This is a genomic window from Leptospira levettii (assembly GCF_002812085.1).
In the GTDB taxonomy this organism is placed as follows: Bacteria; Spirochaetota; Leptospiria; order Leptospirales; family Leptospiraceae; genus Leptospira_A; species Leptospira_A levettii.
The window spans coordinates 272,958-290,510 of the sequence record NZ_NPDM01000003.1; the positions used below are offsets into that span (position 1 = coordinate 272,958).

Genomic DNA, 17,553 nt, shown 5'->3' on the forward strand with positions numbered 1-17,553 from the left:
TCCTCCTATAAGTTATAAGGTAAAGTGATGGCGAAACCAACAGTTTGTAACCTTGCTGTGTTATAACCTGCAATGGTTTCTGAATAAAATAGCGTGTAGAAGTTTCCAAAACTATCAACGTAACTAAAACCTATTTCTGCATTATGATAAATCTCTTTCCTTCCCCATGCTGGTCGTTCATTTTGTACGTAAACATCGTAAGGATTGATACCATAAACACTCGGTTGTGGGTAACGTACTAAGTTCCAAGGAGGTTGTTGTCTTGGATCAGCATACGCATAACCTCCTTGCCCGATTTGTCCTCGCATACCAATTGTTAGAAATAAGGATTCAAAAAATCGTTTGTAAAGGGCTGAATAATAGAGGATATCATCTGGAACAGGGTTTTCTCTTTTTCGGTAAGACAATTCTCCAAGTCCACCCATTCCCCAAACTCCAAAGTCTTTTGCCAGATACAAATTGACCTCACCACCACTAGCTCCATCTCCCAATGATTGAGGGTTGCGGTCATAATCACCTCGTTTGATGCCTCCTACACGTAAGGATATCGTTGGCATCCATCTGTATTTTGAATCAAACTCATCGACTAGTTTGTAACGTAATCCAAACCGTGTATCCATAAAACCGTATTTGTCGGGTACTTCTGGAGTTTGTTGTAATCCGAAATAACGATTAAAAATTCTATGCCTTCCAAGTTTACCAAAACCTATCGTTAGGTCAGCAGTTAGGCGATCTGTAATTCCATATTCCAAGGCTAAATTCGCAACGGAGATTCTAACATTGTCATCATATTTTGCCTTTTGTCCGGCAAGAAAAGCACTGTCATATTCGGAATGAATGAATACGGGACGAACCCAAAGTTGCCTTTCATACGGTGCCCAAGCTTGTTGGGAATACAAACTCGTTATAGAAAGAAAAAATACAAGTAAGGATATTCTTAATAATGGAAAAAGTATTTTCATTCTTTATCCTTCTTTTTTTCCGGTAACTTAATGTTAAATCGGACTTGGACAAAGTATTCCAATGCTTGTAATTGTTCTTCAGTGAGTTTACCAGATAAGTCTGGTAAGTTGACCCTACGTTTTTCTGTATTGGGTAGACTGCCTTGTAAGTATTCCAATCTTTCGTCTTGATCATTTGAGTTAACATTTAATTGTTTTTCAAGACTAAGCTCTTGGTTAAAGATTGCTTTCCCTAGATGGTATTTCTCACGATCTTGGCCTTGCGGAATATTGGCGATCCCACCACCACCGATACCTCCTGATGCAAATATAATATTTGTCAGCAATAAACTTCCGATTAAAAATTGGATTATATATTTCATAAAACTTTCCCTATTTCTTTATAAATTCGTTTAAAACCACCAAGAGAATAGCGGATACATTCACTTGGTGGTTATGTTGGTTTATCGTTTGTAAGCTTTGTCTTCTTCGATGATTTTTCGAGATGTAGTTGCAAACGAATTTAAGTTAGTTGGTAAGTTTGGATCAACGTCACCAGCCACATTGTAAGTGATAATATCCGATAATTCTGGAATATCGGTTCTATAGGGTGAATCTGGTGGGAGTTTTGGCGCTGGTCCACCACCTGTTAAACTACCCCATTCAATCCAACTACCATCATAATAAGTAGAAGGATAACCTAATATCGCTATGTAGGAAAACCCAGTAACTTGGGATCGATTATTGGTTCTGCAAAGTTGGATTGCTGTTTGTCCCTTTTGGTACCCTCTTGCATCATAATATGCTTTGAGATCCGATTTAGGTTTGAATCGAAATTCAGTGTCCAATAAACCTGTCCAAGGTACGTCTTTCGCTCCTTTGATATGACCTTCAAATCCTACGTATTTTCCAGAGACTTCTGAAGTTGTGCTTCGAATCACACCATTGTATTCGTTGCTACTCCCTGATGAAGACCTTGCATCAGAGACAAATACACTCGATGTGATCCCCGCTATATTGACGTTGTTTGGATCTTTTACAGCCTTAATTACATCTTCAACTGGTAACATAAGGATAGTATTGTCTACCCTTAGACTTTTGACACTGTATCGGTTATTTAAGTTAGGTGGAGTGTTTGTTGTTGTACTAAATGGAACAAAATTTCCATCAGTAACAGCTAGTCGAGGTAGTGTTCCATTTAAGAATGCTAGATTTTTATGATCAAATCCCCAATACCGAAAGGAATAAAAACCACGAAGTGTTCCTTGGACATGGCTTGATGCATTTGCTGAGGAAACAAAGACAACTAAATCATTAACAGGATCAATCCCAAATCGATTTAGAATTGCATCGATTTTAGGTCCATTGGCAATGATGGAGACAGTATCGCTGAGACCACTATTTCGTTTTTGACTAAAGCCATCTCCGCCGTCTAACGCGTTAGCACCATCTGAGAAGGTAAAGGAATACACAACGACATCGTTTCCATTCCCTGCTATGTATTCTTTTCCAACAGTGGCACTCGGACCATTTTGTAAAATGACAAGTTTACCTGTGATTCCATTCGGTTTAGTAGATGACCAATTATTAACCCACTTACCTAAGGTTTGTGGAGTGATAAGTCCATATTCATTTAAGTTATAATCGTCGTTAGACTCTTTGGCAAGATCTACTGCTGTATTTACTTTGATCCCATTCGAAAGCGCTAATGCCGCTAAGAGTAGGTTTTTTTGATCATCATTTTGGTTGTTTCCACCGCAGGCTCCGAGAAACCCCGCGGTAAAAAGTGCTACCAACTGATGTTGAAGACTTGTTTTCATATTGAATCCTTCATTTGAATTCCAATCCTTTCTCTGTAGGGGCTTGCACCAAAGAATGAGGAGATTGGTTACCCAAAGTTAAAAACAGGGGGTGAAGGAAAAAGTTTGAATTTGATTTAACAGAGGAAAACTCTGCAATAGCGTATATTATTTTGGACAAATTTCCAAAGATTAGAGCAGAGTATCAAAGGAGATTGTTGGGAAAGGAACGATCTAAATATTTTATCGAAATTTCTTAGTTGAGATCCATAAAAATTTCACTGGAATGTTAGAACCATTTTCAATCGAATCAAGTTCTGATATGGGAAAAAAAAGACTATCTCCAACCTCTAATTGAAAGGATTTGTTTTTCAGTTTGATTTTAGAAGTTCCACTGACTTGGTAAATTTTGATATCATGGGCTTGTGGGAGGTGTTGGAATTGGGTTAATTTTCCTTGTTCTAAAATCCATTCCACTAAATTGAATCGTTCCCTTTCTTCTTGGTATAAAACCCTTGATTTTATTGGGTTTTTTTGAGATGCCCAAACTTTTCCTTCATTGGATGCAAGAAAACGAGGGGATTGTGAAAACAAGTCAGGAATCATTTCACCAATTGGGATTCTCAGAGTTTTGGAAAGTTTCCATAAAATTCCAATACTTGGCGTGGTTTTTCCAGATTCAATAAGCCCAAGCATACCCCGGCTGACAGTTGATAATTGTGAAAGTTTTTCCATGGAAAGTCCAAGTTCGAGCCTTCTTCGTTTTAAAGTTTCGCCAAGTACGACTGTTAAGACCTCTTCCACCGTTTGGTCCGATTCGTTTCGTTCTGTTTTTTCCTCGTATTGTCCTTCCATGACATCATCCTTTCTTAGTCATGTTCGATATATTGGATAAATTGTAAAGTAAAATGAATATTTGGTAGAAATAGTAGAATAGGCAAATAATGGAAATCAGTGCTTGGAGGAGGAGGATTTGGTCTGAGATTTCGTAAAAAAATTGGAAGGGTATTTGTAATCGAATGTTTGTTAGGTAAGAAAACTGGAGAACGGAAATTAAAATCCAAGGGATTACAGATTGACTACGAGAAATGGTGATGAGAGGGATCAGGATTAAAAAATACCAAGGGTTGTAAACAGGAAGTAGGGTAAGTAAAAAGTACCCCAAGTAAAAAACAAAATGGTATTTCCTACATAACAAAATGAACCTTCTGTTTCGATTGTTTTGAGGGATGAGTAAGTAAAGATAAATATACAAAAGAAGAAATTGAAAGAAAAAGGGAACACTTCTCAAGTTTATTGAAAAACAAAACCTCCAAATTGGTTCATAAATTTGGTTAAAGGTAAATGAATCACCAAATCTTTGCAAGTTGATGATACCAAAATCTGTAATTTTTGGAAATACGAGAAGGTAAATAAGGTAAAAACTAAAAAATCCAATCAAAAATGAAAAAAGGAAACTTAAAGATTGATTTAAGAATCGTTTTTTCTTTTGGATAAAAAGGTAAGGGACTAAAAATATCCCATAGATGACTGCTAATAATTTTGTATGTAAAAGTAACCCAAAAACAATACCACTCTGTTTGTATTTTTTATTCTTTAAGAAATACCAATACATCCAAAAGAATGTGATTACCAAAACTTCAAAATGCATATTGGCATACACTTCTTTGGTATAAATTGGATATAACCAGAAGAGAAGAATGGGTTTTTTCCAATGCGATCGATTGAAATACCAAAAGGTAATCGTTTCTAAAATGAAATAACTAGTTTTAAGTAGAAATGTTGATTTTCCATAGGTAAAGAGGGAAAAATAAAATAATACAAAAGGACTATAAATCGTTGTCCAATCTGGATGATTGATTGTAGAGAGAATTTCCGATGAGAATGAATCAATTGAATCAACTGAAAAAAATTGAGAAGGAGAAACCTCATAAGGCGAAATTAAGTTTCGTATGAGTTGCCCTTCCCAAAGGTACCGTGCCCAATCATCTTCCCAAATCGGATTTAAAAATAAACAAAGGATTCTAAATCCGAGACCTATCAAAAATAAAGATTTAATATGAATTTTAAAAAATTGGTTTGGTAAGGTTACTACTTTTAAAAAAAAAGCAGTAACCACAATTGTAGCAGAAAAGTAAAACCAATCAATCAAATGACTGTCACTATTTATTAAAGTTTAAATTGTTACAACGTTCACAAACTTCTTCTGGGATGATTCCTGCTTTCATGAGTAGTCCAAACATAAAACAACCAGCACACCAACCTAAAAATGATTCAAGTGATGCAAAAAACACGAGGGTTGCGAGGACAATTTGGTAAGAAAAAAAGAGACCATTCACAAACAATATAATCGCTGTTAGACTAAACGAAAATCCGATGAGTTGGGCAAAACGTTTTGGTGGTCCGGCGCTTGGAACAAATGAGATCCCGAGCCAAGGAACTAAATACCGAGAGGTTAAAAAAGCAAATGGTTCCCATTTAGGCCCATAACTCACACGGAGTAAAAATCCCAAAAGCAGTAATCCTAACACAACGAGATTCGGAAATAAGATGGCAATGACCCCTAAGACAACAACCGTAGATGCGACAATCCTTGTGACATTTTCATTGACGACATCTGGATAAAACCCGAGTTTCATAAGAATCCTCCTAAATATGAACCTATAGATTGGGCTGAAAATGACAAGAAAAATTCGCTTTCTTGGAGGAAATGTTTATTTTATTGACGGAATTTCGTCTTAAAAGAGTCTTATTATTCAATTTGGAGGGGAATTGTATGAAAATCCAGAAAACGTATGGAATTTATCTCTTTGCCATTTCTTTATTTTGGGCCCTTTGGTTACAATTAACGGCAGGTCCATCCAATCCTCATCCCAAAGCCAAGGTGGAAACTTGGTTCCTGAGAGCGAACGAGACCCTAACGCTACCCGAATTCAAAACAATTGACACTAGGTCTTTTCCTTCTCGGGTAAAAGAAAAATTGCCAAATTCAATTGTCCTTAACTGGGAAGACTTATCACAGAAGGAAACCCCAAATCGCGGAAAATTACTCGAGACAAAAACCCTACATAAAAAACTTTCTAGTTTAGGATTGGAATCATCGGACATCATCATCGTGTTAGGTGATGGAAAAAATGGATGGGGAGAAGAAGGTAGGATTGTTTGGAGTTTACGAGAAGTTGGATATCCAAAGACGTTTTGGTTTGATGGAGACGTGTCTAATTTCAAAGAAGTTATAAATCAAAGAAAAGATAAAATGGTTTCCCAAGATAAAACGAATCAGTTTTTACTATTAGCACAAAAAGAAATCCAATTCCATACAGATATCACAAAGGATCAAATCACCAAACAATTAAGCCAAGGGTCTTACCAAATTTTGGATACAAGAGAACCGAGAGAATTTTCTGGATCTACACCTTATGGAGAATTCAGAGGAGGCCATATCCCAGGCGCAAAATCATTTTTTTATCAAAATTTATTTGATGACCATGCCAAAATCAAAACAAAAGAGGAAGTGGAAAACACACTGACACAGTTAGGTATTACAAAGTCAAAACCAATCATTGCCTATTGTACAGGTGGTGTAAGATCTGCATTTGTTGTTGGTATCTTACGATCTTATGGTTATAACGCATATAATTATTCAGGTTCAATGTGGGAATGGTCTTCCTACAAAGACTTACCGTTGGAAAAATAATTTTGAAACAGTATTTCAAACTATTCTTATTCATTTCGGTAACCATTATCATTGGATATTATCTTTATGAAATTCAAAGGGAAGTACCAATAGAAGAAGTATTTCCTGGGAAAAATTGGGCAAAACCAATTCTTACACTTCCCGATCTTAAAGGAGTAGGTGCACCAACTGCGAAGAACTGTGGTAATTGCCATACAGAAATTTATGAAGAGTGGAAACTTTCCACACATGCAAATGCTCTGAGTGATGTCCAATTTCAATCTGAATTAGCAAAATCTAGTTCTCCCAAATGGATTTGCCTTAATTGTCATATTCCAGTCCAAAACCAAAGAGAAATGATTACCATCGCTTTACGTGGAGGGAATTATTTTAAACCAATAGAAGTCCCTAATCCTAATTTTAATCCTGAGATGAAGGAAGAAGCCATTACCTGTGCTACATGCCATGTTCGAGTTGATGAAAAATCAAATCAAAGTTATGTGATAGGAGGATCAGGTGGCACATCTCCTCCTCATCCAGTTCAAATTAATCCTGAGTTTTTAAAAAACAGATGTAATGATTGTCATAATGAAACTTATACACTGAATCAAAGTTTGGTTTGTTCCTTTCAAACTGGGACAGAACTAAAAAATAATGGTTCAGACAAGTCTTGTGTATCTTGCCACTTACCTGAGGTAAAACGATCTTTCGTAAAACATTCTCTCCATCGTCCTGTGCGAGTAGCCCACAGACATGGTTTTATCGGTGGTGGAGTTCCCAAACGTTTTGATTTGTACAAAGAACAAATTCGGCTGGGTTACAAACCAGGGCTTGTCCTTTCTGATTTTAAATGGCAAAATGGCAACATTCACTTACGATTACAAAATCAAAATGCAAACCATCATGTTACCTCAGGTGATCCAGAACGATTTTATCGTTTTGTGATAGAAGGAATCGATCAGTTTGGAAACGTAATTTACAAGAACGAATCAAAAATTGGCCAAGAATGGGAGTGGTCTCCCAAAGCAAAAAAAATCAGCGACTCACGTATCCCATTTGGTGAGACATTTAAATGGGAATTACCTTCTATCCCAAAATCAAATTTAATCACCAAGTTTCGGTTCCAAGCAATCCATGTACGTCTGAAAGGTATCACTTCTGATTATATGGTTCAATCTGCAAACGATGTCCCCGAAACCTATCGAAACAAAGTAAAACAAATTAAGGAGATATACCCTCATAGTTCCATTGTGATCGAAAGTGTTTATGATGTTAAAAGTAAATTAAGGAAAGATACACCTTTGGAAATTTTATTCAAACGAAATGCAGAACGAAGAGGAGAATAATTTACTTTGTATCATTCCAGCACGGGATGAAGAGGAAGGGATTGAGCGGGCATTAGTTGGTCTGATCCAAAATTCAGGATTATCATCCAAAAGTTTTCTTGTTGTGAACAACGCCTCAAAGGATGGAACATCCTCCATCGTCAATCGAATGGGTATCAAAGTTTTGGACTGTCCTCAAATCGGATATGGAAATGCTTGTCTTCTTGCTTTAGATTGGATCCAAAAAAATCAATTACATCCAAAATATATTCTTTTTTGTGATGCAGATGGATCAGATGATCCAAATGACATCCAAACCCTCATCCAGACTATCAGCGAAACAAATTCTGATTTAGTGATTGGTTCAAGGACAATCGGAAATGCAGAGGTAGGATCCCTTTCTCCCATTCAAATTTTTGGCAATGCCTTAACATGTTTTCTCATTCGAGTGTTTTTTAGGAGGCGTTACACAGATATGGGACCACTTAGGATCATCAAATACCAATCCTTACAAACACTTGGAATGAAAGATAGAACTTGGGGTTGGAACATTGAGATGCATATCAAAGCCTTACAAAAAAATATGAAGGTAATAGAAATCCCTGTACAGTATCGAAAACGGATTGCTGGAGTTTCCAAAATCTCAGGGACTCTCTCTATGTCACTTAGAGTCGGGAGTAAAATTCTTTTTACATTTTTTAAATTACTAATTTTTGGTAAGTGAAAAACTTGGGAGGAAAATGTTACTCTTTTTCATTTATCCTCTTCTTTTGTTTTTTGTGGTAAATGCATTTGATCGAAATTCATTTTTTATTATTATCATTTCAGCATTCAGCCTAAGTTTTTATTTTTTTGTTTTAGGAAAAAAACTACACGTTTTCAAAAATCAGTTTCTGTTGTTTTTTTTATACAATCTTTTACTCCGCTTTTTTGTCATTGGTTCAACTCCTCATTTTAGTGATGATGTTTACCGGTATCTTTTTGATGCAAAAATACTTTTGAATGGCCAATTCCCTTATGAATTCACTCCAACTGAGTGGATGAACTTTCATACCAATGCCGACGATGAATTAAACTGGTTATACTCGAATATGAACAGTTCTCATTATTACTCGGTGTATCCTTTGTTTTTACTTTTGTTTTTTATGATTGGGTCTATCTTAAATTCATTTTTACATTCGATGTTCTTAGGAGTTCAGATCGTTTTTGTTTTTGTTGATTTGGTAAATCTGTCTCTGATACGACGTTTTTATCCAAAAGAATCAATGGAGTTTTATTGGATCTATTTTGCGAATCCGATCATACTCATTGAAGGGATCTCCCAAATGCATCCTGAGATTTTACTTGTTCCTTGGATCCTAATCTTACTTCAAACCAATAACAATTGGAAACAAGGAATTGTTTTATCAATCCTAACACAATTAAAGTTTAACACTTTAATATTTGTATTTGGTTACATAAAAGAGAAACGAAAAATTTTAACCATATTAGCTGGAATTCTGTTTTCCTGTTTCCTCTGGAAATTGACTGTATTTTCAAATTTAGAATCACAAGGGAGTAAGGGGATTGGGTTGTTTTTTCATTCCTTCCGTTTTGCTGGACTATTGGAACCCTTCCTTTATTTGATATTGAATCAGCTGGGGCATGCATACCTATCAGGATTTGTTTCGTTATGCATATGTGGTTTCCTATTTAACTATCTAATCTTTCACCAAAATTTTCGGTATTTCCCTGTGGAAAAAAAATTGTTTGTTTTATACTTTTGTTTTTTGTTATGGTCGCCCGTCATACACCCTTGGTATTGGATTTTATTCATTCTACTGGGAGTGGTAAATCGGATACGTCTAATATGGCAGTCCTTTCTTGTATTACTTACTTTCTTATCGTATCTGATTTATGTTTCTGAAAATTATTTTTACGTATATTGGGTTTTATCTTTTTTTGTGATAGGTTTATATGGAATTAAAGAAATTGATTATTTTCGCAAAACAACCAATCCAAGGGCAAGTGAAAACTCGCTTAGCGAGGACACTTGGTGATCAAACTACCTTAAATATCTATCAAAATTTATTACAAATCACTCAGGACATCACATCCAAACTAAACATTTCGAAAACAGTTTATTGGGACCAAATTCCAAATCATACAAATATATATTTTCAGGATGGGTATTCCTTCAAGGTACAATCCCAAGGTGACCTTGGTAAAAAAATGAAGGATGCTTTTCGGGAAGAGTTTGATGAGTCATTTGGTAAAATTTTGATCATTGGAACAGATTGTCCCTATTTAACAAAAGAAATTTTTGAAGATGCATACCGTGCATTAGAAAAGTCTAATATTGTCATAGGTCCAGCAAAAGATGGAGGATATTATTTATTGGGTATGAATCGGTTCTATCCCTCTTTGTTTGAAGGAATTCCTTGGAGTACGGAATTGGTGTTCGATTTGACCATCAAAAAAATAAAGGAACTCAATCTTACTTTCTCAGTTTTACCAGCATTAAATGATATTGATACTGAGAAAGATTGGTCAGAATGGGTAGCGAAAATTAACCAATAGGTTGGAGTAAGATCTCTACTCTTCGATTAAGAGCTTCGTGTTCTTTTGTTAGGTTTGGAGATTTGGAGTTTCCATAGAAAAGTCGCCTAATTTGGTTCGGTTCTACAGAGTGGATGAGTAAAAAACGTTCCACTTCTAATGATCGTTTTTCGCTGATCAAAACATTCTCTTTGTTTGTTTTTCCTTCCACTGCATGCGCACTGATCAAAATCTCAAAGTTTCGATTTCTGTATAAAAAATCTGCAACTGATTGCAATCGAACTTGGTCTTGTTTAGGAATCAGATGAGATTTTTTAGTAAAATAGATAGTGAACTGAGTAACATCTGTTTGTTTTTCAGTTTTTTTATATGGATTTTCGAAAATGACACCTTCTTCTGCTAATAAATCTGGAAATGGCAACGTTAAGTATTGAACAGTGTAAGTTAACAAAATGCAAATTAGTACTTTGTTGATTTTATGAAGATGCATATAGTTAATTTCGGTAAGTTTCTAATTTTTCAGAAGATAGTGATAAAAAATTTTGATTGAAATATGTCCCTTCTCATAATTTTTCTCATCTAAAGGTTGAATATGAAACTGAAAGAGTTAGCAGAACGTTTAAATGCCAAATTCACTGGTAATGGTGAATTGGAAGTAAATGGCATAAAAGACTTAGAACATCATACGGCAGTTGATCCGAATAGCATCTATTATGTGGCCTCAAAAAAGTATTTAAATAAACATCAAAAAGCAAGTGATGTTAAAATTGCTCTGACGATTGATTCGTTAGCATCAACATTTCCCAATACTATCATTGTTCCCGAAGAAGGATCTAAAGTAAAATTCATTCAAGTGATTTCATTATTTGAGAAAAAACCCAGTATTCAATCTTCTGTTTCTGGCAAAGCAAGTATCCATCCAAGTGCTAAGATTGGGAAAAATGTAACGATCATGGATTTTGTTGTCATCCAAGAGAATGTTATTGTCGGAGATAATGTTGTATTGTATCCAAATGTTGTATTAGAACCAAATGTAGAAGTTGGAGATGATACAGTTATCAAGTCTGGTGTTGTCATTTATTATAATTGCAAAATAGGAAAAAGAAATTTGATTCATTCAAATACTGTCATTGGCGCCGATGGATTTGGGTTTTATGATTATGCGGGTGTTCGTTACAAAGTTCCTCAAATTGGAAATGTAATTATAGGTGATGATGTGGAGATGGGTGCACACTGTACGGTAGATAGAGCTGCCTTAGAATCCACAACCATAGGTAATTTTACCAAATTTGATGACCATGTTCATGTTGGTCATAATTGCCGAGTTGGGAATTATGTTTATATTGCAGGTGCAACAGTGTTAGCTGGATCTGTTACTATCGAAGATGGATGTTTTTTGGCAGGACAATCCGCAGTCGCAGAACACCTAACGATGAAAAAAGGATCTATTCTTTTGGGGTTATCTGGACTAACGGAAGATTCAAAGGAAAAAACTGCATATTTCGGAATTCCTGCAAGGCCCGCCCTTGAAATGCATAGGATTCATAGTTCATTACCTTTATTACCAGAACTTGTAAAAGACCATGCAAAACGTAAAAACTCTGAAAAGTGAGAAGGAATTAAGATTCTAAAATTTTTTTTAAAGACTTTAGATTCTCTATCATTTGTGATTTAAGATTCATTTTGACAAGGCCTTCACTCAATTGGAATAGGCCTTTTAGTTCCATCCTGTCTGTTACACTGACTGAACAAAAAGTACCATTCTCAGAAAATTCATATCGATCAGTGAATTTCATACCATTTGCTGTGCAACTTGCCACAATCAATTTGTTTTCCACAACTTCGTTAATTTTATAAGTTTCGTTTAATTTGAAGATTCCCAAATCAATTTGGATTTTGTATTCTGTAGCGTCTTGATTTGTTGCCTTTGCTTCGTGTATGCTATTGTTATAATAAATTTGATTTTCCATGTTGCGAACATATGCAAATACTTCGGCAACCGGTTTTTGAATGATTGTTTCTACTTTTGTTTCTATCATTTATTTTTTGGAATCGTTCAACCACTGTTTCCAAACATCAGGTACAAATCCAATCGTTGCTTTTTTACCATCTCTAACAATAGGTGTTTTAAAAAGAAGGGGATTTGTTAATAAAGCCTCTTCCTTATCGTATAACATGTATTTTAAGTTTTTGTCTTCATAAACTTTAGATTCGGTATCAATCAAATCATCTAAACTGACACTTCCAAGTATGGATCTGAGTTCCCCTTTGCTCATTTCTTTTTCTTGTAAGTTGATAAATTGAAAAGGAATACGTCTCTCCTGAAAGAAGAGTTGTGCCTTTTTAGAATCTTTGCATTTTTTTGTGCCGAAGATCTGGAGGTTCATCCAAAGATAGACTTTTTGAATTCTTCGAGTAATGGTTCAGATCCAGATAACATCAATTCAATTTGATCTTTATCTAAATCATACATAACATGTGCTTGTAAAAACAAAGTAAACTCATCTGCGGAAACTTTTTTTGCATCGAAGTTTTCTTTTAGAAAGTTATACCAAGCAGCCAATATGACCTTTTGGTGGGCCAATTCTTTGATACCGATGGTAATGATTTTTGGGGATTTCATGTAATTTTCTTAAAGAATTTCATCCTTTCTTTCGGATCGTCAATCCAAAAACCTTTGGAAGGCTGAAAAATACAATGTCCATGCACCTGTGTTCATATCTAACCTCCGAAATGTTTGTGCAGTGCTCACAGTCGCATCGATAATTCTTGTATCATCAATGACACCCACTCGACCGTCTGCCCGAATGTAAAAACTTGATGTTTCTCCGTTATAATTCCCACTAAATTTATCAATAGCGATGTGATGGTATCCAATTCCTATTTGGAAAAAAGTATTTTCGTATAACCTGCGATTGATGGCAGTTTCCACACGGTAAACAAGTCCGCTCCCTCTAAGCCTACCTCTTTGGTTAAAATACTGTGTATTGGGTAGTGGTTCTCCAATGGAATACCCTCGAATATTCCAATCTGCAGAAGCAAAACCCATTCCCACTCCATTTTCCCACTCAAAATTTCGCGAGATTGGCATTGAAAAATGATACATCCCAAGGACATGATAGGAATAAATTTCGGAATTTAATTTTGTGTAGTATAAATCACTTGTAACTTCAGTTAGTTGTAGGATTTGCCAATCATTCCTGCCGATATAAAAACCAACTCGATTTCTCGAATCTAATAAAAATCGTATAAATCCTTCGTATAGGTTGGTTGTTTTTCCACCTTTGAGGTTTACATCGGAAAAAACAAGAGGGTTAAACGTGGAAGAAAATTGCCTTAAGTCACCATCAAACCTTCCAGGAATTCTTTCGCCTGCACCATAACGCATCCCCACTTCGATTCCAGAAGGTTCTGCAGTAAGACCCCCACTTGTCAGAAAGGAAAATAGAAAAACGGGAAACGAAAGGATTACAATACATCTTGACATAACAATTTCATCCAATTTCGTGAGGAAGAACCTATATGGAAACACTCTTTCAAAACGGATCTAAGTTTAATCTCATTTTAGGATCAGACATCCTAAGCCCATATTTTTACCTCATCCTCATCGCATCAGTGTACTTAAGCATTCGATTGGGATTCCCTCAGATCCGATTCCTCTTTTTATCCCTCAAAATTCTAACTGGAAACATGGATTTTAAAGGGTCCAAAGGGCAACTTGTACATTCCCAAGCTTTTTTTGCAGGTATAGGTTCCTCGTTACTTGCAGGTTCGGTCATCGGAACTGCTCTTGCCATCGCCTACGGTGGGATTGGTGTTCTTTTTTGGATATGGGTCATGAGCCTTTTTGTGATGCCGATTCGGTTTGTTTCTTCTACCTTAGCAGTCAAATTTAGAAACCAACTTCCGAGTGGTCGTTACCTTTCAGGTCCCATGTACTTCATCGAAAAAGCCCTTCGTGCGAAGTGGCTCGCTGTTGCCTTTTCCTTGGCAAGTCTTGTGACAGTTCTTGTATTTGGGGGGATATTCCCTTTTGTTGGACTCACTTACTTAACAAAAGAAGGACTCAGTTTATCGGGATTATCGGGCCCCATTTCACTCTCTGTCATTTTATTATTCATCGTGATAGGTGGTGTTAGGCGAGTTGGAAAAGCTGCAAGTATCCTTGCACCAATCGGAATTTTATTATTTCTATTTGGATACATTTCCCTTTTTTCAAATGGGATGATTTCCTTTCTCGGGTTTTTGTCAGATGTTACCAAAGAGGCGTTTTCAATTAAGGCCTTACAGGGTGGAGGAGCATTTGGGGTATTAAGGGCTCTTTCTGTTTCCTTAAGTACTTTCTTTTTATCAACAGAAACTGCCGTTGGAAAGTCCTCAGGGATTGCTGGAGTTGTTAGAACTGACTATGCCGCCAAACAAGGATTAGTGAGTATGCTTGCATCTTTCTTTGAAGGATTTATCATGGCGACAATGGTTGGGTATGTTTTATACTCTTATGGTGCCGTGAACCTTGAAACCATTCTAATGTTCCCAAATCGAATTCTGGAACAAAAAGATTCCCTTCCAGTCATCTTGTTTGTTGTATCCTTTCTTTGTTTTGGAATTTTGAGTTTGGCTGGTTGGTTTTACAGTGGTGAACAGAACGCCTTTTATGTGTTTGGTGAAAAGTTTTCAAACTTCTTTAGAATGTTATTCATTGGGTCAACACTTGGTTTTGCATATTTATATGTAAAGTTTGGAGTAGATGTTTTATCCTTTGTAATGCATTGGGGGTATGTGGCAGCTGTCATCACAAGTGTTCCACTGCTAGTGTCTCTCATGTTACTTGGCAAATCTGCTAATCTGGAACTCAAAAAATACCTCTCTGAATCAGGGGCAAGGTATGAAATTTTCAAAGATATTTATTTACTCTTTTTAACCTTACTTCCTAAAAACCTAATCTCCAAAATTTTTGGGTATTTTTCGACTCTCAAACTGCCAAGATTTATGATGATCCCGATCCTAAAGGCATTTGCAAAAGCCTATAAGATCAATTTAAGTGAAGCGGAACTGGAAATCAAAGAGTATGCTTCCCTCAATCAGTTTTTCACTCGTGCTCTTCGTGCCGAAGCCCGTATCATTGACTCTGCACCCAATGCAGTTGTTTCTCCAACAGATTCAAAAATCACAAGTTTCGGAAATATCAACCAATCTACCATCATCCAAGCAAAAGGAATTGATTATTCCGTAAAAGAGTTGTTAGGTTCTGAGAAGTTTTACCCACATTTTACGAACGGTAAATACATTACCTTTTATCTTTCCCCGCAAGATTATCATAGAATCCACAGCCCATTTGCTGGACAAATTTTAGGATATTATTATGAACCAGGAAAATTATTCCCTGTAAACGACTTAGCAGTTCTCAATATCCGAGGTCTTTTTCCAAAAAATGAAAGGTTAATCACCTTCTTACAAACCGAATACGGGAAAATTGCCGTGATCAAAGTAGGGGCATCCAATGTGGGTAAAATCCGAGTCACTTACGACAATAAAATTGTGACCAATAATTGGATTCGTTTTGCCAAGGAACACCACTACAAAGACGTCTCCATCATGATTGAGAAAGGTTCCGAGATGGGTCGTTTTGAAATGGGTTCCACTGTGATCTTAGTGTTCGAAAACGATACGATTGATTTGACAAACATCCAACTCGGAGATAAAATCCAATACGGAACTACTGTCGGACATTTTAAATCCAAAAAAACAAGCCTACCGGTCAAATTCTAATATGAATTCACAACTTGCTACCTTCCCAAAAGAAATTTCTTTCGACGACGACTACCTCTATATCGAGTGGAAAGATGGGCATGGAAGCAAATACTCGTTGTTAGACCTACGTAAAAAATGTCCCTGTGCGACTTGCCGGGGTGGTCATGGCGGGAAAGTGGGGCAAGCCACTGGCCATATAGACTCCATCAAACTCATCTCTTGGACCAAAGTAGGTCGGTATGCGATTTCTATCGTATGGAGTGACTACCACAATACGGGAATTTATTCCTATGACCATTTACGAGCCTACGCTGAGGGAAATTCCGGCGCCTTTGACTGAGGTTTGGTTACTTTTTGTCAATTCGGAAAAAAACTGAGTGACAAAAACATTCGTATTATGTCTCATTATCCTAAGTTTTTCCGGAGATAAAAGGGCATGGGTGAAGGTTCACTCTCACAAGACGAGATAGACGCATTACTACAAGGTGCGGATGATACATTCGACCTCTCTTCCTTAAGTGGCGCATCCAGTTCGTCATCGGACAACCTATCTCCTATTGACCGCGACATTATTTCTGATGTGATCGGCTCTGCATTCCAGGTGGCGGGGAACACACTTGGCACGATCTTGGCAAAAAACACTCGTTTTATGAACCCTGCCACCGAATCGAGCTCCTCTGCTGACATCCAAAAAGAGTTGGGCTCCAAGTCGGTAAGTTTATATTCTACAATTAGCGGCAGTTTGGCGGGGCGAGTTTGTCTTGTCATGGCGCAAGAAAATGCTGCAAAAATTGCAGGTGTGATGATGGGTGGAATGGCCCCTCCAGGCCAACTCGATAACGCACAACTCCAAACACTAAAAGACTCATTAGCTCCAATCCTTGGAACCGTAACAGCGCAAATTGGTATGAAACTTGGTGGAACCATGTCTGGTAGCCCACCAGAGATTTCCCTTGTGAATTCAGGGCGTGATTTACAACTTCCAGATGACAGTAGTTTGGTGAAAACATCACTCAGTTTAAACATCGATGGAGTTGGCTCTTTTAAAGTATACTATGTAATCGCATTATCGATGGCAAACTCAATCCTTGATATCCAAAAGGGTGGAGGCCAAAAACAACAACAGCAGTCTGGTGGCATGAATGTCAATATGCAACCAAACATGGGAATGGGGGGTGGACAGAGTTCCGTTGGCATTAAAGGTGTGAATTTCCCTTCTCTTGCTACGGCTGGTGGTGGACCAGGTCAAACCAATCTCAATCTTCTCATGGATGTTCAAATGGCTCTTACCGTGGAACTCGGAAGAACCAAAATGTACATCAAAGACATTTTGGGTTTAGGAGAAGGTTCCATCATCGAACTAGACAAGTTAGCTGGTGAGCCAGTGGATTTACTTGTGAACGGAAAACTCATCGCCAAAGGTGAGGTTGTGGTGATTGATGAAAACTTTGGTGTTCGTGTTACTGATATCGTTAGTCCTACCGACAGACTCAAAGGCGAAAAATGATCCAAACAGAAAGGAA

General features: G+C 36.9%; 20 protein-coding genes. 9 read left to right on the top strand and 11 right to left on the bottom strand.

All coding sequences use genetic code 11. The features are described from left to right. Positions 1–5: 5 nt before the first annotated feature. From CH354_RS12570 to CH354_RS12595, 6 genes are all read right to left on the bottom strand, one after another. Complete coding sequence (locus tag CH354_RS12570; protein ID WP_100718977.1) at positions 6–962, bottom strand: hypothetical protein; 957 nt, start codon at positions 960–962, stop codon at positions 6–8. Then, a complete protein-coding gene (locus CH354_RS12575) occupies positions 959–1,324 on the bottom strand; it encodes a hypothetical protein (RefSeq protein WP_100718978.1) in 366 nt (121 codons plus the stop codon). The genes CH354_RS12570 and CH354_RS12575 overlap by 4 nt, the downstream gene beginning before the upstream one ends. Positions 1,325–1,405: 81 nt before the next feature. Further along, positions 1,406–2,761, bottom strand: coding sequence for a rhodanese-like domain-containing protein (locus CH354_RS12580; RefSeq protein ID WP_100718979.1), 1,356 nt, complete (start codon positions 2,759–2,761; stop codon positions 1,406–1,408). 222 nt (positions 2,762–2,983) lie between these two features. Next, the gene (locus CH354_RS12585) at positions 2,984–3,595 is read right to left on the bottom strand and encodes an XRE family transcriptional regulator (protein WP_100718980.1); all 612 of its coding nucleotides are present in this window, start codon (positions 3,593–3,595) and stop codon (positions 2,984–2,986) included. Positions 3,596–3,599: 4 nt separating this feature from the next. Continuing rightward, positions 3,600–4,892, bottom strand: coding sequence for a hypothetical protein (locus CH354_RS12590; protein ID WP_243396072.1), 1,293 nt, complete (start codon positions 4,890–4,892; stop codon positions 3,600–3,602). Between the two features lie 10 nt (positions 4,893–4,902). Further along, the gene (locus CH354_RS12595) at positions 4,903–5,379 is read right to left on the bottom strand and encodes a DUF4395 domain-containing protein (protein WP_100726969.1); all 477 of its coding nucleotides are present in this window, start codon (positions 5,377–5,379) and stop codon (positions 4,903–4,905) included. 137 nt (positions 5,380–5,516) lie between these two features. Between CH354_RS12595 and CH354_RS12600 the strand changes: the two genes are divergently transcribed. Genes CH354_RS12600 through CH354_RS12620 form a run of 5 tightly spaced genes read left to right on the top strand, consistent with a single transcriptional unit; the run spans position 5,517 to position 10,300 of the window. Then, positions 5,517–6,437 (top strand): sulfurtransferase, encoded by a 921-nt coding sequence (locus tag CH354_RS12600; RefSeq protein ID WP_100727121.1) that lies wholly within the window; start codon positions 5,517–5,519, stop codon positions 6,435–6,437. Between the two features lie 2 nt (positions 6,438–6,439). Continuing rightward, the gene (locus tag CH354_RS12605) at positions 6,440–7,762 is read left to right on the top strand and encodes a multiheme c-type cytochrome (protein ID WP_243396073.1); all 1,323 of its coding nucleotides are present in this window, start codon (positions 6,440–6,442) and stop codon (positions 7,760–7,762) included. Then, positions 7,740–8,465 carry a glycosyltransferase family 2 protein gene (locus CH354_RS12610; RefSeq protein WP_100726967.1) on the top strand — a complete coding sequence of 242 codons (726 nt, stop codon included), beginning with the start codon at positions 7,740–7,742 and terminating at the stop codon, positions 8,463–8,465. Before CH354_RS12605 ends, CH354_RS12610 begins: the two co-directional genes overlap by 23 nt. Positions 8,466–8,481: 16 nt before the next feature. Continuing rightward, entirely contained in the window at positions 8,482–9,780 is a 1,299-nt protein-coding gene (locus CH354_RS12615; RefSeq protein WP_100726966.1) for an MptA/MptB family glycosyltransferase, read from the top strand. Next, complete coding sequence (locus CH354_RS12620) at positions 9,749–10,300, top strand: TIGR04282 family arsenosugar biosynthesis glycosyltransferase (RefSeq protein ID WP_338092389.1); 552 nt, start codon at positions 9,749–9,751, stop codon at positions 10,298–10,300. The genes CH354_RS12615 and CH354_RS12620 overlap by 32 nt, the downstream gene beginning before the upstream one ends. On the opposite strand, the gene CH354_RS12625 is transcribed toward CH354_RS12620, so the two are convergent. Continuing rightward, positions 10,290–10,769, bottom strand: coding sequence for an OmpA family protein (locus CH354_RS12625; RefSeq protein WP_100718987.1), 480 nt, complete (start codon positions 10,767–10,769; stop codon positions 10,290–10,292). The genes CH354_RS12620 and CH354_RS12625 overlap by 11 nt on opposite strands. 102 nt (positions 10,770–10,871) lie before the next feature. Between CH354_RS12625 and lpxD the strand changes: the two genes are divergently transcribed. After that, the gene (gene lpxD / locus CH354_RS12630; RefSeq protein WP_100726964.1) at positions 10,872–11,891 is read left to right on the top strand and encodes a UDP-3-O-(3-hydroxymyristoyl)glucosamine N-acyltransferase; all 1,020 of its coding nucleotides are present in this window, start codon (positions 10,872–10,874) and stop codon (positions 11,889–11,891) included. Between the two features lie 7 nt (positions 11,892–11,898). Here the strand turns inward: lpxD and CH354_RS12635 are convergent, their stop codons facing one another. The 4 genes from CH354_RS12635 to CH354_RS12650 are packed head-to-tail and all read right to left on the bottom strand — an operon-like array spanning position 11,899 to position 13,766. Beyond that, positions 11,899–12,318 carry an SRPBCC family protein gene (locus CH354_RS12635; RefSeq protein ID WP_100726963.1) on the bottom strand — a complete coding sequence of 140 codons (420 nt, stop codon included), beginning with the start codon at positions 12,316–12,318 and terminating at the stop codon, positions 11,899–11,901. Continuing rightward, on the bottom strand, positions 12,319–12,666 hold the full coding sequence (locus tag CH354_RS12640) for an arsenate reductase family protein (protein ID WP_100718989.1): 348 nt from the start codon (positions 12,664–12,666) through the stop codon (positions 12,319–12,321). Then, positions 12,663–12,902 carry a hypothetical protein gene (locus CH354_RS12645; protein ID WP_100718990.1) on the bottom strand — a complete coding sequence of 80 codons (240 nt, stop codon included), beginning with the start codon at positions 12,900–12,902 and terminating at the stop codon, positions 12,663–12,665. The genes CH354_RS12640 and CH354_RS12645 overlap by 4 nt, the downstream gene beginning before the upstream one ends. A 39-nt stretch (positions 12,903–12,941) precedes the next feature. After that, the gene (locus tag CH354_RS12650) at positions 12,942–13,766 is read right to left on the bottom strand and encodes an LIC_11366 family protein (RefSeq protein WP_100726962.1); all 825 of its coding nucleotides are present in this window, start codon (positions 13,764–13,766) and stop codon (positions 12,942–12,944) included. Positions 13,767–13,801: 35 nt separating this feature from the next. Between CH354_RS12650 and asd the strand changes: the two genes are divergently transcribed. The 3 genes from asd to fliN all read left to right on the top strand — a co-directional run bounded on the left by asd (position 13,802) and on the right by fliN (position 17,537). After that, a complete protein-coding gene (gene asd / locus CH354_RS12655; protein ID WP_100726961.1) occupies positions 13,802–16,048 on the top strand; it encodes an archaetidylserine decarboxylase in 2,247 nt (748 codons plus the stop codon). Position 16,049: 1 nt separating this feature from the next. Then, positions 16,050–16,370 (top strand): DUF971 domain-containing protein, encoded by a 321-nt coding sequence (locus CH354_RS12660; RefSeq protein WP_100718993.1) that lies wholly within the window; start codon positions 16,050–16,052, stop codon positions 16,368–16,370. Positions 16,371–16,466: 96 nt separating this feature from the next. Beyond that, positions 16,467–17,537: a flagellar motor switch protein FliN gene (gene fliN / locus CH354_RS12665; RefSeq protein WP_100726960.1), complete on the top strand. Its 1,071-nt coding sequence runs from the start codon at positions 16,467–16,469 to the stop codon at positions 17,535–17,537. Positions 17,538–17,553 lie beyond the last annotated feature (16 nt).